This window comes from Serratia sp. CoH_122_TC_1 (genome assembly GCF_058191755.1).
On the sequence record NZ_JBXWLA010000010.1, the window covers coordinates 24,057 to 51,052 of the forward strand.

Genomic DNA, 26,996 nt, shown 5'->3' on the forward strand with positions numbered 1-26,996 from the left:
CTGACCTCCGTTTACTTCACGCCCCAGATGGCTTTGTAGTGGCCCTGATAATCATTCTGTGGGTCATACAGGTTGTTGGCACCGCCGTCGGCAGCGATATTGTCGCGAGTCACGAGGTGCGCCGGGGTCACGTAGCCGGAAGGTGGCTGCTTGGCGAAGGCGCGGTTGAACTCATCCAGCAGTTGCCAGCCGTGCAGTTTGAGTGGTTCCGGCACCGTGGCCGACTGGCTGCCGCCGGAGCGAATACGCTGGTAGGCAGAAATAGAGCCGTCACCGGCAGAAATGCTGTAGGGGGCGTGAGTGCCACCTTTACCGGCAGTTTTCAGGGCCGGAGCCATAAAATCAAAATACAGATCGTTAATGGCCAGTGCGTACTGGAACTGGTCACCGTATTTTTGCAGCAGGCTGAAGGTCATGGCCGGCATGCGGTTGGCGGTATCCGCCAGCGGCGTATCGATAAACTCCACCACTTTGCAGCCACTGCATTTGCCGATTTCCTCTTTCATCACGTTGGCCTTATCCAGCGCAATCTGGTACAGCGAATCGGTAAAGATCAGCACATTGGCCTTGCCGCCGGACTGCACTACCGCATATTGCGCGGCAATGCGTGCCACGTCGTTGGAGTCAGAGGTGACGTTATAAAACACGTCGTATTTGGCGATCGGCCCCGGCTCTGGCACCGCGTGCCAGGCGGTGAGCACAATGCCTTGCTGGATGGCCTTTTTCAGCGGGATTTTGGCCACGTTGGGGTTCCAACCGCCGATCACGATGCCATCCGGTTTCTGGGCAATTGCCTGATTCAGTGAGGCGAGCTGATCTTTCACCGAGCCGCCGCCATCGAGCGTTTCCAGCTTCCATCCGGCGGCTTTCGCCGCCTCGCTCAGCCCTTCCTGTACGCCTTGCACGCCGCCGTTTTTCATGTCCGACGCGATAAAGATGATTTTCTTGTTGGCCTGCAATTTGGGCCCGCTGGTGGGGCCGTCCCACTGGGTCACGCTGGCGGTGGCTTTGGCGACAGCCGCCGTAGCCTGATCGAGATAGGCATCGGCCCAGACCGGGGAGGCGGCGCTGGTCAACAGCAGGGCAGTGGGTAATATCCAAAGACGTTTCATTCTGTGAGCTCCTGGTTAAGGATTGATCGCTTTTTGGTTATTTTTATCAGCCGGGGTGGCTGCAGTGCGTTGTACCGCTTTTTGGTTGAGCAACCGGCGGCGCTGGGCATAGCCCGCCAGAGTGATGGACAGCAACAGCGTTGCGCCGTTGAACAGCGGTTCGACCCAGAATTCCCCGCCGAACTGCTGGATACCGGCAATGCCGATGGCAAGAATGGCGATACCGACCACGGTACCCCAGACGTTGACCCGACCGGGGCGAATGGTGGTACTGCCGAGGAAAGCGCCGACTAATGCAGGTAGCAGGTAGTCCATGCCGACGCTGGCCTGGCCAACGCCCTGCTCGGCGGCGATCAGTACACCGCTAAAACCGGTTAGGACGCTGGAGGCAATAAAGGCGCCGATAGTAAAGCGATTGACCGAAATACCGTTCAGGCGTGCGGCTGCCGGGTTGCCGCCGACGGCGTACATACAGCGGCCCAGCGGGGTGTGTTCGGTGATCAGCCACAGCACCACTGCGACGATCAACACGTAGAACGCGACGATCGGGATCCCGCCGATCTCGGTGTGGTGCAGGGCGATGAAGGCGTCTGGCAGATCGCCGACGATCTGCCGGCCGCCGGAGTGCCACAGGGCAATGGCATACAGCACGGTGCCGGAGCCGAGAGTCGCAACGAAGCTGTCAATGTCTGCCAGCGCCACCAGAATGCCGTTCAATAAGCCGTACAGGGCGGAGATCGCGAGAACGGTGAGCACCGCCATCTGCCAAGAAAAACCGTATTCAACCTGTAACGTGATGGCCAGGATATGCCACAGCACGATGCCAAAACCGACGTTAAGGTCGATTTTCCCGACGATCATCGGGATGGTGGCTGCCAGCGCCAACAGCGCGATCTTGGCTTTGCTGGAGAGGATCGCTTGCAGCGTTAGCATCGACGCGAACGAAGGGGTGATCAGTGAAAACAGGATCACCAACCCAATGCACAGCAGCAGTAGGCCGTAGCGTGTGAGCACCTGCATCAGCCACGGGCCGGCACCGTCTTGCGACAGGCTGACTCTTTGCTCCAGTGCCGTTGATTTAACAGATGTTTTAGACATGACCCACCTCAGATTCTAACGTTGTCACGGGCGTTTCCCCGGCGCTGGCAGAAGCCAGTTCCAATAAATTGGCGAATGACACCTGCTGATTTTTCAATTCGCCGACCACTTTCCCCCGGTTGAACACCAGCGCGCGATTGCAGATATGGGCGATCTCCTCAAAGTCGTTGGAGATCACCAACACCGCTACGCCTTCCGCCAGGGATTTATTTAAAAGATGATAGATTTCTGCCCGAGCACCGACGTCTACGCCTGCGGTAGGGTCTTCCAGGATCAGCAGCGGAGCGCCCAGATGCATCCAGCGCGCCATTACCACCTTTTGTTGGTTACCGCCGGACAGGGCACTGATATCGATATTGACGTCCTTGGGCCGTACGTCGAACAGCTGCACTTTCCACCAGCTGGCGCCGATCTCGGCCCGGCGGCTGTAGCGCGACAACAGTTTGTGGCCGCTGGCGCAGGGGTTGATAAACAGGTTTTCACGCACGCTCATCGACATCACCAGGCTCTCGCCGGTGCGGTCGCCCGCCACCAGCGAAACCCCGCAGGCCATAGCTTGCTGCGGGCTCGCGGCGGTATAGGCCTGGTCGCGAAAGCGGATTTCACCCTCGTCGGCGTGACGTAGGCCGAACAGTAAGCGGCCAATTTCTTCCTGTCCGGCACCGCGTAGGCCAGCCAGCGCCAACATTTCGCCGGGTTGCAGGCTGAAGCTGACCGGGCCGATATCACCCACGGTGACGTTATTGATCTGCAGGACCGGCGGGCGATTTTCCGGTAAGGGTTCGCGTTGATCGTCCGCCATGGCTTCGCCCACTATCATCTGCACCAGATCACGCAGTGAGTAATCAGCGGTATTGCCACCCGCGACGTAACGTCCGTCACGCATGACGCAAACGCGATCGGCGATCTCGATCACTTCATCCAACCTATGGGTGACATAAATCATGCCGACTTTTTTGTCGCGCAGCCGGTTGATCACAGCAAACAGGTGACGTACGTCGTTGGCAGGCAGCGAGGCTGTGGGTTCATCCAACACCAGCAGCTCTGCGTTAACCGCCACGGCCCGGGCGATTGCCAGCAAGGATTTTTCGGTACGCGACAGTTCGAAGACTCTGGCGTCGGGATCCAAGGCGATGCCGACATCCTGAAGTGCCTGAACGGCGCGGCGGCGAATGGCTCGCCAGTCGATCAGGCCGAAGCGGCGTGGAAAACCCATGACCAGTGCCATATTTTCCGCTACCGTCATCCATTCGATCAGCCCGAGATCCTGATGAATAAAGGCAATAGGCTGGCGGCTGTCACTTTTTATCGCGGCGGCGGAGGCTATGCTGTTCCCTTGAAACCGGATGTCGCCGCTATCACGTGGGTAAACCCCGGCCAGCACTTTGATCAGTGTCGATTTGCCGGCGCCATTTTCGCCCAGCAGGGCCAGGACTTCGCCTGGCATCACCTGCAGACTCACGTCATTCACCGCGACGTTGCCGCCAAAGCGCTTAACAATATGGCTGAGGGTAAGAATGGGTTGTTCCGCATTATCTGGTGTCATGTGATGCGCCCCTGGTACCTGCATACGCGATCGGCGTGTGCGAACTGGTGTTTATATCGTCATTAAATTTCAATATACGAAATTCAATTTCAAAAATAATATGCCGAACGCCGATCTAAAGCAAAGCCAGACGGTTTTTAATTGTTGTTTTAAAACAATTGGTTATTTGTCTCTTTGCGGAATTGTGACGTATAACTCACTTCGGCGGTTAGCGAAATGTTGCGCATTTTTAACCCACTACGGACAATGAAACGGCGTTCCGTCTTCACCTGATGCGGGCCTTGGGGTAACATTCCCGGCAAAGAGCCCGCTTACCACGCCGTGGCGTTGGCTGGCGGCTCGACACTGGAGAAATTGCGCTATGAGCCTGAAAGCTGTTGACGAGAAAGATGACAAGAAAGACAAGCCTATGGGCAGCCAAAGCCTGTTCCGTGGTTTGCAATTGATTGAGATCCTGAGCAACTTCCCGAATGGCTGCCCGTTGGCGCACCTGTCTGAGCTGGCCGGCATGAACAAAAGTACCGTTCATCGCTTGCTGCAAGGGCTGCATACCAGCGGCTATGTTACCCAGGCACCCTCGCCCGGCAGCTATCGGCTGACGACCAAGTTTATTTCTGTGGGGCAGAAGGCGCTGTCTTCACTGAATATCATCCATGTTGCTGCGCCGCATCTGGAACAGCTCAATCTGGAAGTGGGGGAGACGGTAAACTTCTCCAGCCGCGAAGACGACCACGTCATTTTGATCTACAAGCTTGAGCCGACGACCGGCATGATGCGCACCCGTGCCTATATTGGCCAGCATATGCCCCTGTATTGCTCGGCGATGGGCAAGATTTTTATGGCCTACGGCAACAGCGATTACCCGGATCACTACTGGCAAACTCATCAGCATGAGATCCAGACGCTGACGCGTAATACCATCACCGAATTGCCGAAGATGTATGAGGAACTGGCCGATATTCGCCTGCGCGGCATGGCAATGGACCGTGAAGAGAATGAGCTGGGAGTGTCCTGCGTGGCGGCCCCGGTGTTTGATATTCAGCAGCGGGTTCCCTATGCGGTGTCGGTCTCGTTACCCACCGCCAAACTGCAGCAGATTGGTGTTAAGGCCTTGATTAAACCGGTGTTGGCGACCGCGCAGCGTATTTCTCAAGAACTGGGGTTTGTCATTCCTGCCTGATTATTAGTATTTCTGATAGTTGATTAGAAGTATCAATTTCACCTAATAATTTTTTCCTCATATGATGCGCGTGTTGACCGACACGCGCCGCTGAACGGTGCTTTTTTCTGTGAGGAATTCCATGTTAGCTGTCTTTTTGCAGGGCTTTGCCCTGAGCGCGGCGATGATCCTGCCGTTGGGTCCGCAAAATGTTTTTGTGATGAATCAGGGGATACGCCGTCAGTATCATCTGATGATCGCGTCGCTGTGTGCATTGAGCGACATTGTGTTGATCTGCGCCGGCATTTTTGGTGGTAGCGCCTTACTGAGCCGTTCGCCGTTACTGCTGGCATTGGTTACCTGGGGCGGCGTGGCCTTCTTGTTATGGTATGGCTGGGGCGCATTTCGCACCGCATTCAGTCGCCATTTGACGCTGGCCACGGCGGAGGAAATGAAGCAGAGCCGTTGGCGGCTGGTGGTCACCATGTTGGCGGTAACCTGGCTGAACCCACATGTTTACCTTGATACTTTCGTTGTGCTGGGCAGCCTGGGAGGCCAACTGGCACCGGACGTGCGCTCCTGGTTTGCGCTGGGGGCGGTGAGTGCTTCCATCGTTTGGTTCTTCGCGTTGGCGTTGCTGGCCTCTTGGCTGGCGCCGTGGTTGAAAACTCAAATGGCGCAACGCGTCATCAATACGCTGGTCGGCGTAGTGATGTGGGGCATTGCCTTGCAATTGGCCTGGCAGGGGGCAAGTTTATAAGAATTTGTCACTAATCCGAATTCAAAAGCCCGTGCGATATGCTACGTTTGATGCCAAGGAACCGGCTGTTCTCGGTAGAGAAAAGTCGGTAATCAGTTACAGCCTGTCATCAAGGAGACACTGTGAAGCTTAAAGCATTGGCTATGGCCGCAATGATTGGATTAGGGACATTACCTCTGGCGCTGCAAGCGGCTGAAGTGCCAGAAGGGCCACACGTGGTAACCTCGGGTACATCCAGCGTTGATGCGACACCGGATATCGCCACTCTGGCGATCGAGGTGAGCGTATCGTCCAAAGACGCGGCACAGGCGAAAAAGCAGGTCGACGAACGTGTCGCGCAATACTTTGATTTCCTGCAAAAAAACAATATTGAGAAGAAAGACATCAGCGCTGCCAACCTGCGTACTCAGCCGGAATACGATTACCTGAAAACCGGTGAGTCAGTGCTGAAAGGCTACCGTGCCGTACGCCAGGTGCAGGTGACGTTACGCCAGTTGGATAAGCTGAATGAGCTGCTGGACGGCGCATTGAAATCCGGCCTCAATGAGATCCGCGCCGTGGAATTGGGCGTCGCGAAACCGGACGTCTATCGTGAACAGGCGCGCCAGAAAGCCATCGAGAATGCGACGCAGCAGGCGGCTTCATTAGCCAAAGGCTTTAACGCCAAGCTGGGGCCGGTTTACAGCATTCGTTATCATGTCGCTAACTACCAGCCGATGCCAGTAGCGCGTATGTACAAAGCGGTGGGCGCAGCGGCGGAGAGCGACGTGGCACAAACCTACGAACAGCAGAGCATTCACTTTGACGATCAGGTGGATGTGGTGTTTGAGTTGCAGCGCAACGCGGCGCAATAGTACGAAGTGTTGGCAAAACTACGCAGGGGCTAAACCGGTAGGGGTCGAACATGTTCGACCCGATGTACCCATTGATGATGCTAACGGGCGCAGCATGCGGCGCCCCTACGATGAAACAACAGAGCACTTTGTCAACGCCCTCAAAAGGTTCGCCACGGCGAACCTTTTGCATTTAATCCTGGCGCAGAACCTGGCGGCCATGTTCCAGCAGGGCATCGGTCACCTTACGCATCATGCGGCTTTCTGGCGCGAAGCGGTGCCAGAACAACATGCGGCGTTGGAACAAGCCCGGCGTCAGATCGATAAGCTCACCTGAATCCAACTCTTTCTCAATCTGCAGATGCGGGATCATGCAGCAGGTGGTGCCTTGGCGTGCCAACTGCACGAAGGCCTCCGATGAGTTCACGATATGGCAGGGGACGCTGCCCGGCGACAGATCAAAGTTCTGCTGCAGGAAAGCCTGATGCATATCGTCGAGATGATCGAACGCGACCGCGGGCGCTTTCAGCAGCGCGGAACGCGTAACGCCATTCGGGAAGTAACGCTCGGCAAAGCCTTTTGAGGCGACAAACAGATAGTCCAGTGCGCCCAGTTGATCCACCAGGCAGCTTGGCAGCGGTTGTGGCTGGATACTCACCGCACCGACCACTTCACCGCGCCGCAGGCGTTCCTGAGTACGTGTTTCGTCTTCCACCTGCAAATTCAGGCGGATAGGGGAATCGGTCAGTACCGGCTTTAATGCCGGCAGCAGCCAGGTCGCCAGGCTGTCGGCATTAACCGCCAGCGACAGCAGCAGCGGCGTATCAATGCCGGTGTCGTTACCCAGCCACTCTTCTTCCAGCAATTCAACCTGATGCAGCAACGCCAGCAGCTTCTGGCCCTGTTCGGTCGGCCGAGGCGGCACGGTGCGTACCAACAGCGGCTGGCCGAACAGGTTTTCCAACTGCTTGATGCGCTGGGATACTGCCGATTGGGTGATACAAAGTTTTTGCGCGGCGCGCTCAAAGCCACGCTCACGGATCACCGCGTCCAGCGCTTGTAGCGTTCGATAGTCTGGGCGTTTCATCGGAAAGATATCCCTTAAAGTAAATTGATACAGGCACTATGCCACATCTCTGGCGTTTTACAGGTGGAAAATCACCGGGACATATTGCCGCGATGCGCCTAAAAATGCGGCTTAGGGCAAAGAAGTGTGATCCTGCCTGAGTGAAAAATAGCGATTTACCCTATAATACGCACACGTTTTCGTACAGAGGCAAGGGACATATTATGACGCAGGATGAACTGAAAAAAGCGGTGGGCTGGGCAGCGCTGGATTACGTTACCCCAGGCACCATCGTCGGTGTTGGCACGGGCTCGACCGCCGCCCATTTTATTGATGCACTCGGCTCGATCAAGCACCAAATCGAAGGGGCGGTGTCCAGCTCTGACGCTTCCACGGCCAAGCTGAAAAGCCTCGGCATCCACGTGTTCGACAGCAATGAAGTGGATTCGCTGGATATCTATGTCGATGGGGCCGATGAAATCAACCGCCAGATGCAGATGATCAAAGGCGGCGGCGCTGCGCTGACGCGTGAAAAAATCATTGCCGCCATTGCGCGTAAGTTTATCTGTATCGTCGATTCGACCAAGCAGGTCGACGTACTGGGTAAATTCCCGTTGCCCGTGGAAGTGATCCCGATGGCGCGTTCCTACGTCGCACGTGAGCTGGTGAAACTGGGCGGTCTGCCAGAGTATCGCCAGAATGTACTGACCGATAACGGCAACGTGATCCTCGATGTACATAACCTGAACATCGTCGATGCCATTGCGTTGGAAAATAAAATTAACGGTATTGCCGGCGTTGTCACTGTCGGTCTGTTCGCCAACCGTGGTGCCGATGTGGCGCTGGTTGGGACACCTGAGGGTGTGAAAGTCATCAAATAAAGAATCTCTCCGCAGGGGCGCAGCAGGCAGTGCCCCTGTGGTATAGGATCTTGGATCCCACCAGACCGAATAATTCACTGGCTAAAATATCTTTTATTAAAAGCGCCAAATTTGGTGACATATGTCACATTATGAGCGTTAGCTCCACGAAGCTCCTGTCTAATTCTTTCCCTATGGCATTTTCTACCAGAAACCGCCGACAACCCTGAGCCTTGTACTGGCGGGCGGGCAATCGTTTGTATTGCCGCCTGCGTTATTTTTGTTATGTTGGATGGGTGCTGTTTGACAACAGCCGCTTCTGAAGTCTGAACATAGGGTCGGGTAAATGGCAAAAGTATCATTGGAGAAAGACAGGATTAAATTCCTGTTGGTGGAAGGGGTTCATCAGAGCACGGTAGATAATCTGCTGGCAGCCGGATATACCAACATTGAATATCACAAAGGTGCGTTAGACACCGAATCGCTTAAGGCATCCATTCGCGATGCTCACTTCGTCGGCATCCGATCGCGTACGCATCTGACCGAAGAGGTTTTCGCTGCCGCAGAAAAGCTGGTGGCGGTGGGGTGTTTCTGTATCGGTACTAACCAGGTTGATCTGAAAGCGGCGACCAAACGCGGCGTTCCGGTGTTTAACGCACCTTTCTCTAATACCCGATCCGTGGCCGAAATGGTGCTGGGCGAACTGCTGCTGATGCTGCGCGGTATTCCGTCCGCTAACGCCAAAGCGCACCGGGGTGAATGGCAAAAACTGGCCGTTGGCTCGTTTGAAGCGCGTGGCAAGAAGCTGGGAATTATTGGCTACGGTCATATCGGTACCCAGTTGGGCATCCTGGCCGAAGGCCTGGGCATGAAAGTGTTCTTTTACGATATTGAGAACAAGCTGCCATTAGGTAATGCACAGCAGGTTCGCCACCTGTCCGATTTGCTCAACATGAGCGACGTAGTGACGCTGCACGTGCCGGAAACTCCGTCGACCAAGAACATGATGGGTGCAGAAGAGCTGGCGCTGATGAAGCCAGGTTCTATTCTGATCAACGCCTCACGCGGCACTGTGGTTGATATCCCTGCGCTGTGTAACGTACTGGCCAGCAAACACTTAGCCGGCGCGGCGATTGACGTGTTCCCGGAAGAGCCAGCTACCAACAGCGAGCCGTTTAACTCACCGCTGTGCGAGTTCGATAATGTGATCCTGACCCCGCACATTGGCGGTTCGACTCAGGAAGCGCAGGAAAATATCGGTGACGAAGTCGCAGGCAAACTGGCGAAATACTCCGACAACGGCTCGACGCTGTCTGCGGTCAACTTCCCTGAAGTGTCGTTGCCTGCACACAGTGCTAACGTAAGCCGCCTGCTGCATATTCATGAAAACCGCCCTGGCATACTGACGCAAATTAACCAGATTTTCGCGGAAGAAGGGGTGAACATTGCTGCGCAGTACCTGCAAACTGGCCCGGAAATCGGCTACGTGGTCATCGACATTGACGCGGAAACCGAACGTGCCGACGCTGCACTGCAACGTATGAAGGCAATTGCCGGCACCATCCGTTCTCGCTTGCTGCTCTGATTGAAAACGTTGTAACCCAAAGGCCGGATTTATCCGGCCTTTTGCTATTGCGCTATCTGCCAAGCCCAATTCTGCGACGGGGTCACGATTTCCGGCAGCGGGATATCCCAATGTTCCACCGGTATCTGTTCCACTTGTTGGCAGTCATGGGCTAACCCGATGGGGTAAGGGCCAGTTTGCTGCCAGTTTTGCAAGGTGCGATCGTAGAAGCCGCCGCCCATCCCTAACCGCTGGCCTGTGCTGTCAAATGCCACCAATGGCGTTAGCACCACGTCTAACGAATTTAAAGGCAGCACGTGGCGCACGTCGAGTTGTGGCTCACGGATATTGAAGCGGTTGCTAGCCAGCGGCGTTTCCGGGGTATAGCGCAGGAACAGCAGATTGCCGGGGCTGAACGGATGCAGCACGGGCAGATAAACCCGCTTGCCTGACTGCCATAACCGTTCAATCAGCGGACGCGTGTCCAGCTCACCATCAAAGGATAAAAATACCGCGACGCTTTGCGCTGCCAGAATACGCGGATGTGCCGCAATGCGTTCGGCTGTTTGCTGGGCAAAGTTGTGTTGTTGTTCTGGTGTTAAAGCACGTCGACGTTGGCGGATTTGCTGTCGGATATTTTGCCGCTGTTGGGCATATTGGGCTTGAAAGGACATAGTCAGCACACTTACCGCTGAGGAAGGGGAATCTCCGAGATGCCGTCGCAGGCTGTAACCCTTGAACCCATGGTTCAAGGTGAACGTGCTGTCGCAATCTTAAGGCTTCTCGGCGGGCCGAGCATGCACACCGATCGCGGATCATCACATTCTGTTGGTACTAAATATCGGCTCAGGGGACTGGCCCGCTGGCGAACATCTCAGAGAAATTTTTTACTCGTTGCCGAAACCTTGGATCTCAGCAACTTAAGTTATTCGAATTGTGCATCCTGACGTTCAGAGATGCGACCTTGTTCAAGCAACGCTTGTTCAATGGTCTGTTGCAGCATACGAATGCGTTGTTCCATATTGGACGCATAATCACGGGTTTTCAACCGTTCTTGAGCAAGTTCGTGACAAACGTTCAATGCTGCGATGAAAACGAGCTGCTCAGTATTTGTGACTCTAGTGCGAACTTTAAGATCTTGCAACCGTTCGTTAAGATCGACCGCGGCCATGTTCAACGCATCTTGTTGTTCTGGCGGGCAATTGACTCTTAAAGAGCGACCAAAAATTTGAATATCTACTGGTTGTGCAGACATGCCACCTTCCTGCCTAAATTTCGCGCCAGCCCCAGCCTACCCTTACCGGGCCAACCAAAGCGGGCGCCACTATATATACCTCGGTACCAAGATACAACCCCTTTTTCAGTACCTGGTTGTAATCTACTGCGACAGACATTACCAGTCAAAAAAGGGTTTCAAAATGCGTATTTAGCATCATTTTGATCCTTGCCGGCAGTGTGTGAGATCTGACACATCACGATTATAACTAGCCACTGAGGTGTCGCGCTTATCTGGTACAGCGACGGACCTTGGTGGTAGCATAACACGAACTTATCCTGCCAACGATGACGAATGCGCATGTCTATACAGAATACATTTCCAAGTTACCAATCTTTGACCGTTGCTCTTAACCAGCAAGCGGTGGCATTAACCGCAGCAGAAATGCACGGCCTGCTCAGCGGCCTGTTGTGCGGTGGCAGCCAAGACGCTGGCTGGCAATCTCTGGTCTATGATCTGACGAATGAAGGCGTGGCCTTCCCGCAGGCACTGAGCTTGCCGTTGCAGCAACTTTATGAAATTACGCGTGAAACCTTAGAAGACGACGATTTCATGTTCCAACTGATGATGCCGGAAGGCGAAACGGTCAGCGTGTTCGACCGCGCGGATGCATTGGCCGGTTGGGTAAATCATTTCCTGCTTGGGCTCGGCATGATGCAGCCGAAATTGGCCCAGGTGAAAGACGAAGTGGGTGAGGCGATCGACGATCTGCGCAATATCGCCCAGCTCGGTTATGACGAAGACGAAGATCAGGAAGAGCTTGAGCACTCTCTGGAAGAAGTGGTGGAGTACGTTCGTGTCGCCGCCATTTTATGCCATACCGAATTTACCCGCCGCAAACCAACGGCACCGGAAAATGCCAAGCCGACCTTGCACTAAACATCCGAATTCACGTCCTTAAATGGCCGTGAGCACAGGCAGATTGATTTCAGGAGAAGGTGATGACTCAGCAGGAATTCAACAGCCGCCGTCAGGCGCTGTTGGCGAAAATGGCTCCGGCCAGCGCGGCAATTATTTTCTCTGCGCCGGAAGCAACGCGCAGTGCAGACACAGAATACCCTTACCGTCAGAACAGCGATTTCTGGTATCTGACTGGTTTCAACGAGCCGGAAGCGGTGTTGATTCTGGTGAAGAGCGACGAGACGCATAACCACAGCGTACTGTTTAACCGCGTGCGTGATCTGACGGCGGAAATCTGGTTTGGCCGCCGCCTGGGACAAGATGCTGCCCCGGCGAAGCTGGGCGTAGATCGTGCGCTGTCGTTCGATGAAATCAACGAGCAATTACCCCTGCTGCTCAATGGACTGGACGTGGTTTACCACGCGCAGGGTCAATATGCCTATGCCGATCAGATCCTGTTCATTGCGCTGGACACGCTGCGTAAGGGATTCCGCCAAAACCTGCAGGCACCGGCGACCCTGACTGACTGGCGTCCATGGGTGCATGAAATGCGCCTGTTCAAATCGTCTGAAGAGATGGCGATAATGCGCCGGGCTGGCGAAATCAGTGCATTGGCCCATACCCGCGCGATGCAGAAATGCCGCCCCGGGATGTTCGAGTATCAGCTTGAGGCGGAAATTCATCACGAATTTACCCGCTTCGGTGCCCGTTACCCGTCTTATAACACCATCGTCGGCGGGGGTGAAAACGCCTGCATCCTGCACTACACCGAGAACGAAAGTGAATTGCGTGATGGGGACCTGGTACTGGTCGATGCGGGTTGTGAATATAAAGGCTATGCGGGCGACATTACCCGTACCTTCCCGGTCAACGGCAAATTCAGCCGGCCACAACGTGCGGTGTATGACATTGTGCTGGCGTCGTTGACGCGAGCCCTGGCGTTGTTCAAACCGGGCACCAGCATCCGTGAGGTCAATGATGAGGTCGTGCGCATCATGATCACCGGGCTGGTTGAGCTGGGGATCTTGAAAGGTGACGTCGAGCAGCTGATCGCCGAACAGGCGCATCGTCAGTTCTACATGCATGGGCTTGGCCACTGGTTGGGGCTGGATGTGCACGACGTCGGGCATTACGGTACGCCAAACCGCGACCGTACGCTTGAACCAGGCATGGTGTTTACCGTCGAGCCTGGGCTGTATATCGCACCGGATGCTGACGTGCCGGAAGAATACCGTGGTCTGGGCATTCGCATCGAAGACGACATTTTGATCACCGCTAACGGCAATGAGAACTTGACCGCCAGCGTAGTGAAAGACGCCGACGCCATTGAAGCCCTGATGGCGGCGGCAAGGTAATCGCATGAGCGTAATTATCGTTGGTGGCGGCATGGCGGGCGCGACCCTGGCGCTGGCTATCTCGTCGCTTACTCAGGGACGATTGGCGGTTGATTTGGTCGAAGCGACCCGGCCGGACGATCGCAGCCACCCGGGGTTCGACGCCCGCGCTATTGCTTTGGCGCAGGGCACCTGCCAGCAGTTGACGCGCATTGGTGTTTGGCCGGCGCTGCGTGACTGTGCGACAGCCATCACCCAGGTGCACGTTAGCGATCGCGGCCACGCCGGGTTCGTTAATTTATATGCGCAAGATTACCAGGTTGATGCACTGGGGCAGGTGATCGAGCTGCACGACGCAGGCCAACGGCTATTTGCACTGCTGGCCAAGGCGCCGGGCGTCACGCTGCACTGCCCAGCCAAAGTGGTTGATGTGGTGCGCACGGCAGAGCAGGCAGAAGTGCTGCTGGATAACGGTCAGCGTATCAGCGGGAAACTGCTGGTAGCGGCGGACGGTTCGCGTTCGGCACTGGCGCAGGCCTGTAATCTGCAATGGCAGCAGCGTGAATACCCGCAGTTTGCCACCATTGCCAACGTCACGACCGCAGAAGATCCACAGGGGCGTGCCTTTGAACGTTTCACCCGCCATGGGCCATTGGCGCTGTTGCCCATGTCCCAGGGGCGCAGCTCACTGGTGTGGTGTCACGCGCGTGAGGATCGCCAACAGGTCGATGCCTGGGACGATGCGCGTTTTATCAGTGAATTACAGCAGGCGTTTGGCTGGCGGTTGGGGCGTATTCTTCGCGCCGGCAAACGTCACAGCTATCCGCTCAGCCTGCTGACGGCCAATCAGCATGTCAGCCATCGTCTGGCGCTGGTGGGTAATGCCGCACAGACGTTGCATCCGATCGCCGGTCAGGGGTTCAATCTTGGCCTGCGTGACGTGATGTCTCTGGCGGAAACGCTGGCAGAAGCGCAGCATGCAGGGGAAGATCCCGGCGGTTATGCGTTGTTGAGCCGTTATCAACAACGGCGACAGCAAGATCAGCAGGCGACCATTGGCGTGACCGACGGTTTGATCCGGTTGTTTGCCAATCGTTACGCTCCCTTGGTCGTGGGGCGCAATCTGGGCCTGATGGCAATGGCCCAGTTACCGGCTGTGCGAGATGCCTTTGCCAAGCGAACGTTGGGCTGGGTAGATCGTTAAGCGGTGTCTAAGTAAGGGCGTAGCGTGCTACGCCCACATCGCTGTGCAATGGCTGCATAGCGAGTCATTTAAGGAAATTAAGCAGCATGCAATCATTTGACGTGGTTATCGCCGGTGGCGGTATGGTGGGGTTGGCAATGGCCTGCGGTTTGCAGGGCAGTGGCCTGCGCGTTGCCGTGCTGGAGCACCAGCAGCCAGATATGACGCCGCTGCAGCCACAGCCAGCGCTGCGTGTATCCGCTATCAACGCTGCGAGCGAGCGTCTGCTGCAACACATTGGCGTGTGGGACGAGATCCTCAACCTGCGTGCCAGCGCCTATAACGCGATGGAAGTGTGGGATCGCGACAGTTTCGGCAAGATTGCCTTCCGTGGCGATGAGTGTGGCTTTAGCCATCTCGGTCATATCATTGAAAACACAGTGATTCAACAAGCCTTGTGGAAGCGGGCGGAAAGCTTGAGTGATGTTACGCTGATTACCCCAGCCAAGCTCAAGCAAGTCGCCTGGGGCGAAAACGACGCTTTTATCACGCTGGAGGATGGCCGCATGCTGACCGCCCGGCTGGTGATTGGCGCCGACGGAGCCCATTCCTGGCTGCGCCAGCATGCCGATATTCCTTTGACCTTCTGGGACTACCGTCATCATGCGCTGGTCGCCACCATCCGTACCGAGGAGCCACATTTGGCGACGGCGCGGCAGGTGTTTCATGGCGATGGCATCCTGGCGTTTCTGCCGTTCAACGATCCGCATTTAAGCTCGATCGTTTGGTCGGTGTCGCCGGAAGAGGCTGAACGCCTGAAAAAATTGGAACCAGAGCAGTTCGACCGTGAGCTGGCGATGGCGTTTGATTTGCGTCTCGGTACCTGTACCCTGGAAAGCGAACGTCAGACCTTCCCGTTGACCGGGCGTTACGCGCGCAGCTTTGCTGCACACCGTTTGGCGTTGGTGGGGGATGCGGCACACACTGTGCATCCGTTGGCGGGTCAAGGGGTCAACCTGGGCTTTATGGATGCAGCGGAGCTGATTGCCGAACTGCGCCGTTTGCAACGTCAGGGCAAAGACATTGGTCAGCATCTGTATCTGCGTCGCTATGAGCGCCGCCGTAAGCACGGCGCGGCGGTCATGCTGGCCAGCATGCAGGGGTTCCGCGAGCTGTTCGATGGCAACCACCCCGCGAAGAAACTGCTGCGTGATGTTGGGCTACGCCTCGCCGACAGCCTGCCAGGCGTGAAGCCTAAGCTGGTACGTCAGGCGATGGGCCTGAACGATCTGCCGGAGTGGTTGGCCTGACCGTATTCTGAGAGAGGTCATCAGGCCTCTCTGCCTCATTTCCCCGCATTAACGTCGATCTCGAAGGCATAACCCTGTGCCTTTTACCCATCGCTTTTTCTTATATCACTCTTCATTTGAAATAATCTAATTTCATGCCGATTTTAGCATTAGTTTTTCTAATTCAATGTTCGGTTATCAAAAGTCGAAATTCCGCATCCGACCGTGGGTTTGTTATATAACTTTGGATTTTTGGTGCTTTAATTGTTGGTTTTGTGCCTTAAAGCGCATTTTTCCAGTCAAAAACTCTGCACACTAGCCCGGTATTTTACTGCCCCTGAACGACGCCAAACCTATTTTATCTTATGGTTAATGGGGGCGTTCGGTGCTAACGTCAGGGCAAAGGTATCGTTTGCGTCACGGCGGTTAGCCGTCTTTGGGCGCTATCATCGTAATGTTAAATACCCTAAATAATTCGAGTTGTATCGCGGCGGCAACCGATCGAGCACGATGAGCTTGCATGAGTAGGTGATTCGGGTGAGAAGAGCAGCCAACAGCGCGGCGGTTTGAATTATTGCGGGGATTTGTGGAGTGAGGGAAAAGATGGCAAAGCAAACCCCATTGTACGACCAGCACGTGGCGTGCGGTGCGCGTATGGTAGATTTTCATGGCTGGATGATGCCACTGCATTACGGTTCCCAGATCGATGAGCACCACGCCGTGCGTCAGGATGCCGGTATGTTTGACGTCTCCCATATGACCATTGTAGATCTGCGCGGTGCCCGTACCCGCGAGTTCCTGCGTTACCTGTTGGCAAACGATGTTGCCAAGCTCACCCAACCGGGTAAAGCGCTGTACACCGGCATGTTGAATGCGTCCGGCGGCGTGATCGACGACCTGATCGTTTACTTCCTTACTGAAGATTATTTCCGCCTGGTGGTGAACTCCGCCACGCGCGACAAAGACCTGGCCTGGATCGAAGAGCATGCCGCTCCGTACGGCGTAGCCCTGACGGTGCGTGACGATTTGGCGCTGGTTGCGGTGCAAGGCCCACAGGCCAAAGAGCGTGCCGGCACCTTATTTACCCCAGAACAAAAAAACGCCGTTGAAGGCATGAAGCCGTTCTTCGGCGTACAGGCCGGGGATCTGTTTATCGCGACCACCGGTTATACCGGCGAAGCGGGTTATGAAATTGCGCTGCCAAAAGAGCAGGTTGTGGACTTCTGGCAGAAACTGCTGGCGGCTGGCGTTAAGCCGGCGGGCCTGGGCGCACGCGACACGCTGCGTCTGGAAGCCGGCATGAATCTGTACGGGCAAGAGATGGACGAAGGCATTTCGCCATTGGCCGCCAACATGGGCTGGACCATTGCCTGGCAGCCGGAAGATCGTCAGTTCATCGGCCGCGACGCGCTGGAAAAACAGCGTGAATTGGGCACCGAGCAACTGGTCGGCTTGATCATGACGGAAAAAGGCGTATTACGTAATGAGCTGCCGGTGCGTTTCACTGATGCGGCAGGCCAGACGCACGAAGGGGTGATCACCAGCGGCTCATTCTCGCCGACCCTGGGCTTCAGTATTGCCCTGGCCCGCGTCCCTGCAGGCATCGGCGAACAGGCCATCGTACAGATCCGCAACCGCGAAATGCCGGTTAAGGTCACCAAACCTGGGTTTGTGCGTGCCGGTAAGCCCCTGACTCATTAATTTTTTATTGGTTATTCCCCATGGATTTTGCGCTGCGGCCAACAACGCTGCGGTGTGAAAGACGCAGGGAAATTATTTCTTCGAAGGAGTAGCTGGCTATGAGCAATGTGCCAACAGAATTGAAATATGCGTCCTCACACGAATGGGTTCGTTCAGAAGGTAACGGCGTTTACACCGTAGGTATCACCGAACACGCGCAGGAACTGCTGGGCGACATGGTGTTTGTTGATTTGCCAGAAGTGGGCCGTGTTGTGGCCGCTGGCGAAGATTGCGCCGTGGCTGAATCTGTCAAAGCGGCCTCGGACATTTATTCGCCAATCAGCGGTGAAATCGTTGCGGTAAACGTTGAACTGGAAGGTTCCCCGGAGCTGGTGAACAGCGAGCCTTACGGTGAAGGTTTCCTGTTCCAGATTAAAGCGTCAGACGAAAGTGAACTGGCTAACCTGCTTGATGCCGGTGCTTACCAGGCCTCTATCGACGAGTAATCGGCATACTCTTCGTCTTTCAAGCTGCAGCGTTGTTATCTGCACATGCTTACCCCAGTAGCTGACTAAAGTAAGCCACTGGGGATAAGCAAACTGGTCGCCTCGCGGCAACTTGAAATCCATTGAGTATGTAACGCCTTGACCTAGGGTCTTAATAGGAAGGCGTTTTAGTTATAGAACAGGCTATATCCCGTACCACGCCAGAATTCAGGAATTTGTAGCAATGACTCAGACACTCAGCCAACTTGAACACAGCGAAGCGTTCATCGAACGCCATATCGGCTCTTCTGCAGAACAACAGCAGCAGTTGCTGGAAGCGGTGGGCGCACGCTCGCTCAACGCGCTGATCCAACAGATTGTGCCGGCAGACATTCAACTGCCTGCGCCGCCGCCGGTGGGTGATGCGGCTACTGAACATCAGGCGTTGGCAGAACTGAAGGCGATTGCCTCTCAGAATCAGCGCTACAAATCCTATATCGGTATGGGTTACAGCGCGGTGCTGACGCCACCGGTGATCCTGCGTAACATGCTGGAAAACCCAGGCTGGTACACCGCTTATACCCCTTATCAGCCGGAAGTGTCACAGGGCCGTCTTGAGGCGCTGCTGAACTTCCAAACCGTGACCCTTGATCTGACCGGTCTGGATCTGGCATCCGCTTCATTGCTGGACGAAGCCACCGCCGCTGCCGAAGCGATGGCGTTGGCCAAGCGCGCCAGCAAGCTGAAAGACGCTAACCGTTTCTTCGTCGCTGATGACGTACATCCTCAGACGCTGGACGTTGTACGCACCCGTGCTGAAACCTTTGGCTTTGAAGTTATCGTCGATAAAGCTGAAAAAGTACTGGAGTTGCAGGGTGTGTTTGGCGTACTGCTGCAACAGGTTGGCACCACCGGTGAACTGCACGATTACAGCGCACTGCTGGCCGAACTGAAAAACCGCAAGATTGTCACCAGCGTGGCCGCTGACATTATGGCGTTGGTGTTGCTGACTGCACCGGGCAAGCAGGGCGCAGACGTGGTATTCGGTTCCGCGCAGCGCTTTGGTGTCCCTATGGGCTACGGTGGGCCACATGCTGCTTTCTTCTCTTGTCGGGATGAGTTCAAACGCTCGATGCCGGGCCGTATCATTGGGGTTTCACGCGATGCTGCCGGTAACACAGCGCTGCGTATGGCGATGCAAACCCGTGAGCAACACATTCGTCGCGAGAAAGCCAACTCGAATATCTGTACATCGCAGGTTCTGCTGGCCAACATCGCCAGCCTGTATGCGGTGTACCACGGCCCACAGGGCCTGCAGCGTATCGCCGGGCGCATTCATCGCCTGACCGACATTTTGGCTGCTGGGCTGCAAAAGGCCGGCCTGCAACTGCGCCACAAAACCTGGTTCGACACCCTGACCGTGGAAGTGAAAGACAAGGCTGCGGTCCTGGAACGCGCGTTGAGCTTCGGTATCAACTTACGCACCGATATTCACGGCGCAGTAGGTATCACACTGGATGAAGCCACCTCACGTGAAGACGTGCAGACCCTGTTCGCCTTGCTGGCCGGCGACAACCACGGCCTGGACATTGACGCGCTGGATGCGGCAGTGAGCAAAAGCAGCCAGTCGATCCCGGCCGGTATGCTGCGTCAGGAGCCAATCCTGACCCACCCTGTCTTCAACCGCTACCACAGCGAAACCGAGATGATGCGTTATATGCATCGCCTGGAACGTAAAGACTTGGCGCTCAATCAGGCGATGATCCCACTGGGTTCATGCACCATGAAACTGAACGCCGCTGCGGAAATGATTCCGATTACCTGGCCTGAATTCTCCGAACTGCACCCGTTCTGCCCACCAGAGCAGGCGGCAGGTTATCAGCAGATGATCGGCCAACTGTCACAATGGTTGGTGCAATTAACCGGTTATGATGCGGTCTGCATGCAACCGAACTCAGGTGCACAGGGTGAATACGCCGGTCTGCTGGCAATCCGCCGTTACCATGAAAGCCGTAACGAAGCGGGCCGTCATATCTGCCTGATCCCAAGCTCTGCCCACGGTACCAACCCGGCTTCTGCTCAAATGGCAGGCATGAGTGTGGTCGTGGTGGCTTGCGACAAGAATGGCAACATTGATCTGCACGATCTGCGCATCAAGGCAGAACAAGCAGGTGAAGAGCTGTCTTGTATCATGGTGACGTACCCGTCGACCCACGGCGTGTATGAAGAAACCATCCGTGAGGTGTGCCAGATCGTCCATCAGTTCGGCGGCCAGGTTTACCTTGACGGTGCCAACATGAATGCCCAGGTGGGTATCACCACCCCAGGGTATATCGGTGCGGATGTTTCACACCTTAACCTGCATAAAACCTTCTGTATTCCGCACGGCGGCGGCGGCCCAGGCATGGGACCAATTGGCGTGAAAGCACACCTGGCACCTTTTGTACCGGGCCACAGCGTGGTGCAAATTGACGGTGTGACAACCCAACAGGGCGCAGTTTCTGCAGCACCGTTCGGCAGCGCCTCGATTCTGCCAATCAGCTGGATGTATATCCGTATGATGGGCGCGGAAGGGTTGAAGCAAGCGAGCCAGGTCGCGATTCTGAATGCCAACTATATAGCGACTCGCCTGAAAGAGGCTTATCCAGTGCTGTATACTGGCCGTGATCACCGCGTGGCACATGAATGTATTCTCGACATTCGCCCTCTGAAGGAAGAGACCGGCATCAGCGAAATGGATATTGCCAAACGTCTGATTGACTACGGTTTCCATGCACCGACCATGTCGTTCCCGGTGGCGGGTACGTTGATGGTTGAGCCAACCGAATCAGAAAGCAAAGTGGAGCTGGATCGCTTTATCGACGCGATGCTGGCTATCCGTAGCGAGATTGATCGGGTAGCCAAAGGTGAATGGCCACTGGAAGACAACCCGCTGGTGAACGCGCCACACATTCAGGCTGAGCTGGTCAGCGATTGGCAGCATGCCTACAGCCGTGAACTGGCCGTGTTCCCTATCGCGGGTGTGCGTGAGAACAAATACTGGCCGAGCGTGAAGCGTCTGGATGACGTCTACGGCGACCGTAACCTGTTCTGTTCTTGCGTACCAATGAGCGAATACGAATAACACGTTCGGCAAAGCGGACATTCAAGGGACACTGCATGATGCAGTGTCCTTTTTTTATTGTCGTCGCAGGGTAACTCGAACGGAATAAGGAGCAATGATGAAAGCAGCTATTGTAAACATCCTGGGCCAGGCACCGGTGGCCGGTAATGTGGATGAACCGACCGCACGCGAAGGCGAAACGCTGATCACGGTGAGTGTCGCCGGCATTAAACAGCTCGATCGTGCCATGGTGGCAGGTACTCATTATTCCAGCCCGAAGCGCCTGCCGATCGTGCCGGGTACCGATGGTGTGGGTTATACACCCGACGGCCAGCGGGTGTACTTTGCCTCTTTCCGCCAGCCGCATGGCGCGTTAGCCGAACGTACCGTGGCTTCCTGGACCGTACCTGTGCCAAAGGGCGTGGATGATGCTACCGCAGCCGCATTGATTAATCCGGCGTTCGCTGCCTGGCTGCCGCTGCACTGGCGCGCTGAGGTTCAGGCGGGCGAAACGGTGCTGATTATTGGCGCGACTGGCACTTCAGGCAAACTGGCGGTGGCGGCTGCACGTCAGGCTGGCGCGGGCCGTATTGTCGCCGCCGGCCGTCGCCAGAGCGTGCTGGATGCATTGGGTGTGGATGCCACGGTCGATCTTTCACTGGAAGGGGCGGAGTTGGTGCAGGCTTTTGCTGCCGCCGCGGGACCCAATGGCTATCAGGTTATTGTCGATTACATCTGGGGCCCCGCCACAGAAGCATTGCTTGCGACGCTCAATAACCACGATTTGTCTTCTTACGCGGGCGGACGCGGCATCCGTTTGGTCAACGTTGGTTCGATGGCGGGGCCGGACATTCGGTTGCCTGCGGCGGTACTGCGCAGTAATCAATTACAGATCATGGGCAGCGGTACCGGTAATTTCCCACCGGTGGCTGAAATGCAGAGATATGCCAGTGAGATCCTGGCGTTGGCATCTGCGGGGGAGATCTCGGTTGAGACTCAGGAACACGATTTATCCGAGATCGCCGACGTCTGGGATCTTAATAAGAAAAGCGACGTGCGTTCGGTGATCCGCATTGCCAGATAAACAGCCTGCTACGGGCTGCTATAGCAGGCCAGGTGAATATCTTCCGGTTCGCGGGCGAACAGTTCTGCATCGGGTTGAGTCATTAACTGGCAACCCTGCGACAGGTAAAAATCCACGGTGTTTTTACTTGGAATAGAAGAGACATACAGCCCGTGAGCGCCGTCTTGTTTGGCCTGGTGCAGGCAATGGCTGAACAGACGTTTGCCCAGTCCTTTACCCCGCAGGCTGGCGCTGACGTAGAAAAACAGCAGCTGGCGTAAGTCCTGCCGCGGACCGCGCGGCAGGGTATCCAGCACGGCCGCTGCAAGGATCTTCTCTTCTTCGAACAGGGCGAAAAAGTGCCCACCGTGCGCAAAGCAGTGTTCGTGGATCGGGTCATAGGTTTCCCGATCGTGCGGATCCCAACCTTGCAGATCATAATGGGCGGCATAAGGCTGTAACTTGCCATCCTGCAGGCGGTAGAGCGTATTGATCACTTCACTACGATCGATCTGCCAGAGCAAATCAAGTTGATGTTGTTGCAGCAAAATGGGGTGGGTCATCGTCCGTTAATTCTCTCGTGGTGCAAGGTAGTTTTCCGGCAGATCAATGATAAAACCGATGCCGCGCTCATCAAGCCCTTCGGTTATCCGCAATTGCGCGCCAATTTTATCAGCCAGGTTTTTCGCAATGGCGAGCCCGAGACCGCTGCCGTTCTGCTGCGTGCCGGGTACACGATAAAAGCGCTCGAACAGCCGTTTGTGGTACTCCTGACGGATACCTGGGCCATTATCACGCAATGTAATATAGCAGCCCAGCGGCGACAGCGATCGGATGCTAGCTTCGATTCGTGCACCGTTTGGCGCATATTTAATGGCGTTCTCCAGCAGATTGGTGAATATCGTAATCAGCGAATGGCGATCGGTCTCAATCATCACATTTTCACTGCCATCCAGAGAGAGTTCGACGTTCTTCTCCAGCGCATAAGGGACATGCTGGGCAATGCATTTGCTGATTTCTGCGTGGATGTTCACCGTTTCAATCTTCAGTGGGAAGTCTTCCGATTCCAGTTTGGCCAAGTCAATCAGTTGGCGTGACAGCGATGCGGCGCGATCCAGCCCGTGTTGCATATCTTCAATGATCTCCTGGCGTTCGGTTTTATCAGCTACCTGGGTCAGCAGGTGCAACTGGGCCAGCACGGCGGCGATGGGGGTACGTAGCTCGTGCGCCGCATCGGCCATAAAGCGTTTTTCACGCTGGTTGGCGGCGTCGATACGCCCCATCAACTTATTAATTTCTAAAACGATGGGGCGAATCTCCTGATATTGCGCGCGCACATTTATCGGCGACAAGTTACCCGGTTTACGGTCAGAGATCATTCTGGCGATTTGCCGCAGTGGTCGCAGGCTGAAATAGGCCGTAACCAAGAGGGCGACAATGATTGCAGCCAGCGTGACCAGCAGTGGGATGGCCGTGCTTTCTGCCGGATTGCCGAAAATGGTGGTGCGGTTGTCAAAGGATTCACCGACGATCACCCTAAATTGCTGCTTATCGCTCCAACTGCCGGCGATATGCCACTTCACGTTGCCATAGCTGATGGTGCCGGACAGCACCGAAGGTGGCAGAATCAACGGTTCCTTTTGAGGTGGGGAGGTGTAAATAATCTTATTATTGCGATCGTAAACCACAAGTAATGGGCGATAGTCTATTTCATCCTGCATACCGTTTTTAATGGAGTCGATATACATGACTTCGATATCTTTAATAATATTAATATAATTGAGGTCGGTAACGTCTGTTTTATCAAGAATATTGGCAATGCCACGTGCAACAAGGCGCTGCTGATTATCAAAATATTTTTCTGCGTCAGGGAAATAGAGATATTTTGCCCAGCCTATCAAAACACCCCAAAGTAATAATATCGCCAATACCTGAAAAATGATGGTGCGCATAAAAAAGGATTTAAAACTGATCATCCCTGGCCCTCTTTTTTTAATAAATAGCCAATGCCACGCACGGTAATAATTCTTTCCTTACCGATTTTGCGTCTCAAATTATGCATATGCACCTCGAGGGAGTTGCTTTCCACGTTGTCACCATTCCCAAATAAGCTCTGTTCTAATGCGGCCTTACGTACCACGGTGCCGGCACAACGCATAAGCTCATGCAGTAATCGGTATTCTTTTTTTGATAGCAACAGCAGTTCGTCATCCAGCGTGACCTGGTGGTTAATCGGATCCAGATACAGGTTGCCCAGGCTCCAGGTTTGGGAGGCGAACCCCGCCATGCGACGGTTCACCGCCTTCACGCGTGAAATTAATTCCGGTAGCGCAAAAGGCTTGGCCAGGAAGTCGTCTGCGCCAGAGTCCAGGCTATTGACCAGGCTTTCGATGCGATCTCGGGCCGTCAGAATAATGATCGGAATGTTCTGTCCGGCGGCGCGCCATTCGATCAGCTTTTTTAATCCGTCACCGTCGGGCAGGGTGAGATCCAACAGCATTAAATCGAAGCTGCCTTGGGTTAATTTATGTTGTGCATCATGGACCAATCGCACCCAGCACAGCTCAAATCCAGCCAGCTCCAATGCACGGCACAGGGCTTTGCCCAATTGCAGATCGTCTTCCACTAACAATATGTTCACGTGGTATCCGGTTTATATCACTACGCTGGCGGCTATATAACTACAACTGTCGGGGGAAGACAACGCCGCACGGCTTTTCGCCCATACCTTCTTAAGCAAACCTTAATCTGGCGTTAATTTCACGTTAAGGGAACGTCCTTGTGATTCGGGTAGGCTTCTCAGCACAATCATTACCGCAGAGTAAGCACCATGCATACCGGCAATGCGTCACATTTAGCTATCACCGGCGGATTTATTCGCTTGTGCGCGATCTTATTTGTCGTGCTGTTCACGGTGCATTTTCACGCTGACGCTCAGGGCGTAAATAGCCCAATGCCACATTCATCAACCTTGCGGCCCCAATTGCAGACGGTGGTTTCAGATGCCTGTAGTCGTTTTAAACCACGAATAAAAAAACAATTGCGCCGCCTGGTGGCGCTATAAACCTCATTAAATATAAGGCAAATACGGTGAAAAATACCCTGGGTTATTCTGCGGTGGCGTTGTTAATGGCATTTCCCTTACAAGGATCCGCACAGGAAGAAGCAAAGGCGTCGTTGACGCTGAGCGGGGGTATCGCGGTGGCGCCGTTGTATCAAGGGGCGTCTATTTATAGCGCGGTGCCGCTGTACGATGTTCAGGCCGGTTATGGCAATCCAACATGGGGAGATTTTAGCCTGGGGCTGGGCGGTGCCAGCTGGCAGTTGCCGTTGTCGGGGCCATTCGGCATTGCCTTATTGGCGGGTTATGACGGTGGGCGAGACGAAGACATTAAAACGTTGGGAGGGCGAAAAAATCGGCTCAAAGGCATGGGGGATTTGGGGGGCGCGTTTGAAGCAGGTATTGAGCTGAGCTATAAATTCGAACCCTTTCGTACGTATGTCAGAGGGATGCAGGCCACCAAGGCGCGTCGCTACGGCGGTGAAGACCTGGGGCATACTGCCTATGTTGATGTGGGTGTGGCAGCGCTTTACCCGTTAAGCGATGCGCTCAGTCTCTCTGCCGATTTGACCGCCACGTGGGCCAACAGTGGCTATCAGCGTGGTTATTTCGGTGTCACCCAGCAACAAGCGGAGCATAGCGCTTTTGATGCCTATCGCCCAGGCAGCGGCATGAAGCAGGTGATACTCAATACCGCGCTGAATTATCAATTGACGCGGGAAATTGCCTTCCAGGGCGGTGTCGGTATCTATACTCTGTTGGGTGATGCGGCGAACAGCCCGATCGTCGAGAAAAAGGCCGCAGGGGTGGGTTTCCTGAGCGCCAGCTACAGTTTCTGATTCCCCAACCAGAGAAGGAATAGCATGACGAAAGTTGCACTGGTCACCGGCGCTAGCCGGGGTATTGGCCGCGCCACCGCGCTGCTTTTGGCCCAGAAGGGCTATGCGGTGGGCGTTAACTATTTGAAAGATGAGGTCGCCGCACAACACGTTGTGACAGAGATTGAATCCCAGGGCGGCCAGGCGTTGGCGCTGCGGGCGGATATTGCCGAGGAAAGCCAGGTGGTGGCGATGTTTACCGAACTGGATGCGACCCTTGGCCCAATCGCTGCGCTGGTCAACAATGCCGGCATTTTGTTTCAACAGACAAGCATTGAACAACTCACGGCAGAGCGCATCAATAAGGTGCTGAGCACCAACGTCACCGGTTATTTCCTTTGCTGTCGTGAGGCGGTGAAACGCATGGCGCACCGTCATGGTGGGCAGGGCGGTGCCATCGTCAACGTCTCTTCTGCCGCAGCCCGTTTGGGGGCTCCCTGGGAGTATATCGATTATGCCGCATCCAAGGGGGCGGTAGACACACTGACCACCGGACTGGCGCTGGAGGTGGCGGGCCAGGGCATTCGTGTCAACGCTGTGCGGCCGGGGTGTATTTACACTGAAATGCACGCCAGCGGCGGTGAACCGGGGCGTGTTGATCGGGTTAAGGGCAACTTGCCGATGCAACGTGGCGGTACCCCGGAAGAGGTCGCGGAAGCCGTTATCTGGCTGCTATCCGATGCCGCTTCTTACGTCACCGGCAGCTTTATCGAGGCGTCCGGCGGCCGCTGAAGGTCCGTCGTATG

At 55.2% G+C, this 26,996-nt stretch carries 25 protein-coding genes and 1 other RNA gene; 16 read left to right on the plus strand and 10 right to left on the minus strand.

What is annotated here, in order from left to right; all coding sequences use genetic code 11:
* Positions 1-11: 11 nt before the first annotated feature.
* Genes AC2FC2_RS14200 through AC2FC2_RS14210 form a run of 3 tightly spaced genes read right to left on the minus strand, consistent with a single transcriptional unit; the run spans position 12 to position 3,756 of the window.
* Complete coding sequence (locus tag AC2FC2_RS14200; protein ID WP_265557035.1) at positions 12-1,112, minus strand: ABC transporter substrate-binding protein; 1,101 nt, start codon at positions 1,110-1,112, stop codon at positions 12-14.
* A gap of 15 nt (positions 1,113-1,127) precedes the next feature.
* On the minus strand, positions 1,128-2,210 hold the full coding sequence (locus AC2FC2_RS14205; RefSeq protein ID WP_209639544.1) for an ABC transporter permease: 1,083 nt from the start codon (positions 2,208-2,210) through the stop codon (positions 1,128-1,130).
* Positions 2,203-3,756 carry a sugar ABC transporter ATP-binding protein gene (locus AC2FC2_RS14210; RefSeq protein ID WP_490308793.1) on the minus strand — a complete coding sequence of 518 codons (1,554 nt, stop codon included), beginning with the start codon at positions 3,754-3,756 and terminating at the stop codon, positions 2,203-2,205. The genes AC2FC2_RS14205 and AC2FC2_RS14210 overlap by 8 nt, the downstream gene beginning before the upstream one ends.
* Positions 3,757-4,117: 361 nt before the next feature.
* Here AC2FC2_RS14210 and AC2FC2_RS14215 point away from each other — a divergent pair, with 361 nt between their 5' ends.
* The 3 genes from AC2FC2_RS14215 (at position 4,118) to AC2FC2_RS14225 (ending at position 6,529) form a co-directional block, all read left to right on the plus strand.
* Positions 4,118-4,936, plus strand: a complete 819-nt coding sequence (locus tag AC2FC2_RS14215) for an IclR family transcriptional regulator (RefSeq protein WP_209639550.1) — start codon at positions 4,118-4,120, stop codon at positions 4,934-4,936.
* Between the two features lie 121 nt (positions 4,937-5,057).
* Complete coding sequence (argO, locus tag AC2FC2_RS14220; protein ID WP_209639553.1) at positions 5,058-5,675, plus strand: arginine exporter ArgO; 618 nt, start codon at positions 5,058-5,060, stop codon at positions 5,673-5,675.
* A 122-nt stretch (positions 5,676-5,797) separates the two neighbouring features.
* Entirely contained in the window at positions 5,798-6,529 is a 732-nt protein-coding gene (locus AC2FC2_RS14225) for an oxidative stress defense protein (protein ID WP_490308792.1), read from the plus strand.
* 172 nt (positions 6,530-6,701) lie between these two features.
* Here the strand turns inward: AC2FC2_RS14225 and AC2FC2_RS14230 are convergent, their stop codons facing one another.
* The gene (locus tag AC2FC2_RS14230) at positions 6,702-7,595 is read right to left on the minus strand and encodes a LysR family transcriptional regulator ArgP (RefSeq protein WP_037418226.1); all 894 of its coding nucleotides are present in this window, start codon (positions 7,593-7,595) and stop codon (positions 6,702-6,704) included.
* Between the two features lie 203 nt (positions 7,596-7,798).
* Between AC2FC2_RS14230 and rpiA the strand changes: the two genes are divergently transcribed.
* Together rpiA and serA are read left to right on the plus strand one after the other, a co-directional pair.
* Entirely contained in the window at positions 7,799-8,455 is a 657-nt protein-coding gene (rpiA, locus tag AC2FC2_RS14235) for a ribose-5-phosphate isomerase RpiA (RefSeq protein WP_209639560.1), read from the plus strand.
* Positions 8,456-8,780: 325 nt separating this feature from the next.
* Positions 8,781-10,019 (plus strand): phosphoglycerate dehydrogenase, encoded by a 1,239-nt coding sequence (gene serA, locus AC2FC2_RS14240; RefSeq protein WP_209639563.1) that lies wholly within the window; start codon positions 8,781-8,783, stop codon positions 10,017-10,019.
* Between the two features lie 44 nt (positions 10,020-10,063).
* Here the strand turns inward: serA and AC2FC2_RS14245 are convergent, their stop codons facing one another.
* The 3 genes from AC2FC2_RS14245 to zapA all read right to left on the minus strand — a co-directional run bounded on the left by AC2FC2_RS14245 (position 10,064) and on the right by zapA (position 11,253).
* Positions 10,064-10,672 carry a 5-formyltetrahydrofolate cyclo-ligase gene (locus tag AC2FC2_RS14245; protein WP_209639568.1) on the minus strand — a complete coding sequence of 203 codons (609 nt, stop codon included), beginning with the start codon at positions 10,670-10,672 and terminating at the stop codon, positions 10,064-10,066.
* Positions 10,673-10,699: 27 nt separating this feature from the next.
* A non-coding RNA gene (gene ssrS / locus AC2FC2_RS14250) (6S RNA) lies at positions 10,700-10,882 on the minus strand.
* Positions 10,883-10,923: 41 nt separating this feature from the next.
* On the minus strand, positions 10,924-11,253 hold the full coding sequence (zapA, locus tag AC2FC2_RS14255; protein WP_012146623.1) for a cell division protein ZapA: 330 nt from the start codon (positions 11,251-11,253) through the stop codon (positions 10,924-10,926).
* A 321-nt stretch (positions 11,254-11,574) separates the two neighbouring features.
* Between zapA and AC2FC2_RS14260 the strand changes: the two genes are divergently transcribed.
* From AC2FC2_RS14260 to AC2FC2_RS14295, 8 genes are all read left to right on the plus strand, one after another.
* Positions 11,575-12,153, plus strand: coding sequence for a YecA/YgfB family protein (locus tag AC2FC2_RS14260; protein WP_209639571.1), 579 nt, complete (start codon positions 11,575-11,577; stop codon positions 12,151-12,153).
* 62 nt (positions 12,154-12,215) lie between these two features.
* Complete coding sequence (pepP, locus tag AC2FC2_RS14265) at positions 12,216-13,529, plus strand: Xaa-Pro aminopeptidase (protein WP_490659431.1); 1,314 nt, start codon at positions 12,216-12,218, stop codon at positions 13,527-13,529.
* A 4-nt stretch (positions 13,530-13,533) separates the two neighbouring features.
* Positions 13,534-14,712, plus strand: a complete 1,179-nt coding sequence (gene ubiH, locus AC2FC2_RS14270) for a 2-octaprenyl-6-methoxyphenyl hydroxylase (protein WP_404760901.1) — start codon at positions 13,534-13,536, stop codon at positions 14,710-14,712.
* An 86-nt stretch (positions 14,713-14,798) separates the two neighbouring features.
* Positions 14,799-16,001 (plus strand): FAD-dependent 2-octaprenylphenol hydroxylase, encoded by a 1,203-nt coding sequence (ubiI, locus tag AC2FC2_RS14275; RefSeq protein ID WP_265557032.1) that lies wholly within the window; start codon positions 14,799-14,801, stop codon positions 15,999-16,001.
* Between the two features lie 582 nt (positions 16,002-16,583).
* Positions 16,584-17,681, plus strand: coding sequence for a glycine cleavage system aminomethyltransferase GcvT (gcvT, locus tag AC2FC2_RS14280; protein WP_209639582.1), 1,098 nt, complete (start codon positions 16,584-16,586; stop codon positions 17,679-17,681).
* 98 nt (positions 17,682-17,779) lie between these two features.
* Positions 17,780-18,166 (plus strand): glycine cleavage system protein GcvH, encoded by a 387-nt coding sequence (gene gcvH / locus AC2FC2_RS14285; RefSeq protein WP_209639586.1) that lies wholly within the window; start codon positions 17,780-17,782, stop codon positions 18,164-18,166.
* Positions 18,167-18,389: 223 nt separating this feature from the next.
* The gene (gene gcvP / locus AC2FC2_RS14290) at positions 18,390-21,269 is read left to right on the plus strand and encodes an aminomethyl-transferring glycine dehydrogenase (protein ID WP_209639589.1); all 2,880 of its coding nucleotides are present in this window, start codon (positions 18,390-18,392) and stop codon (positions 21,267-21,269) included.
* A gap of 97 nt (positions 21,270-21,366) precedes the next feature.
* Positions 21,367-22,332 carry a quinone oxidoreductase family protein gene (locus AC2FC2_RS14295; RefSeq protein ID WP_490659432.1) on the plus strand — a complete coding sequence of 322 codons (966 nt, stop codon included), beginning with the start codon at positions 21,367-21,369 and terminating at the stop codon, positions 22,330-22,332.
* An 8-nt stretch (positions 22,333-22,340) separates the two neighbouring features.
* Here AC2FC2_RS14295 and AC2FC2_RS14300 read toward each other — a convergent pair whose 3' ends face one another.
* From AC2FC2_RS14300 to AC2FC2_RS14310, 3 genes are read right to left on the minus strand one after another with little or no spacing between them, the layout of a single operon-like run.
* Positions 22,341-22,874 (minus strand): GNAT family N-acetyltransferase, encoded by a 534-nt coding sequence (locus AC2FC2_RS14300; protein WP_209639595.1) that lies wholly within the window; start codon positions 22,872-22,874, stop codon positions 22,341-22,343.
* Between the two features lie 6 nt (positions 22,875-22,880).
* On the minus strand, positions 22,881-24,287 hold the full coding sequence (locus tag AC2FC2_RS14305; protein WP_404760896.1) for an ATP-binding protein: 1,407 nt from the start codon (positions 24,285-24,287) through the stop codon (positions 22,881-22,883).
* Positions 24,284-24,952, minus strand: coding sequence for a response regulator (locus tag AC2FC2_RS14310; RefSeq protein WP_265557030.1), 669 nt, complete (start codon positions 24,950-24,952; stop codon positions 24,284-24,286). Before AC2FC2_RS14310 ends, AC2FC2_RS14305 begins: the two co-directional genes overlap by 4 nt.
* A 189-nt stretch (positions 24,953-25,141) precedes the next feature.
* Between AC2FC2_RS14310 and AC2FC2_RS14315 the strand changes: the two genes are divergently transcribed.
* From AC2FC2_RS14315 to AC2FC2_RS14325, 3 genes are read left to right on the plus strand one after another with little or no spacing between them, the layout of a single operon-like run.
* Positions 25,142-25,375, plus strand: coding sequence for a hypothetical protein (locus AC2FC2_RS14315; protein WP_265557029.1), 234 nt, complete (start codon positions 25,142-25,144; stop codon positions 25,373-25,375).
* A gap of 26 nt (positions 25,376-25,401) precedes the next feature.
* Positions 25,402-26,211, plus strand: a complete 810-nt coding sequence (locus AC2FC2_RS14320; RefSeq protein ID WP_490659433.1) for a MipA/OmpV family protein — start codon at positions 25,402-25,404, stop codon at positions 26,209-26,211.
* Between the two features lie 24 nt (positions 26,212-26,235).
* A complete protein-coding gene (locus AC2FC2_RS14325; protein WP_209639607.1) occupies positions 26,236-26,982 on the plus strand; it encodes an SDR family oxidoreductase in 747 nt (248 codons plus the stop codon).
* Positions 26,983-26,996: the final 14 nt, after the last annotated feature.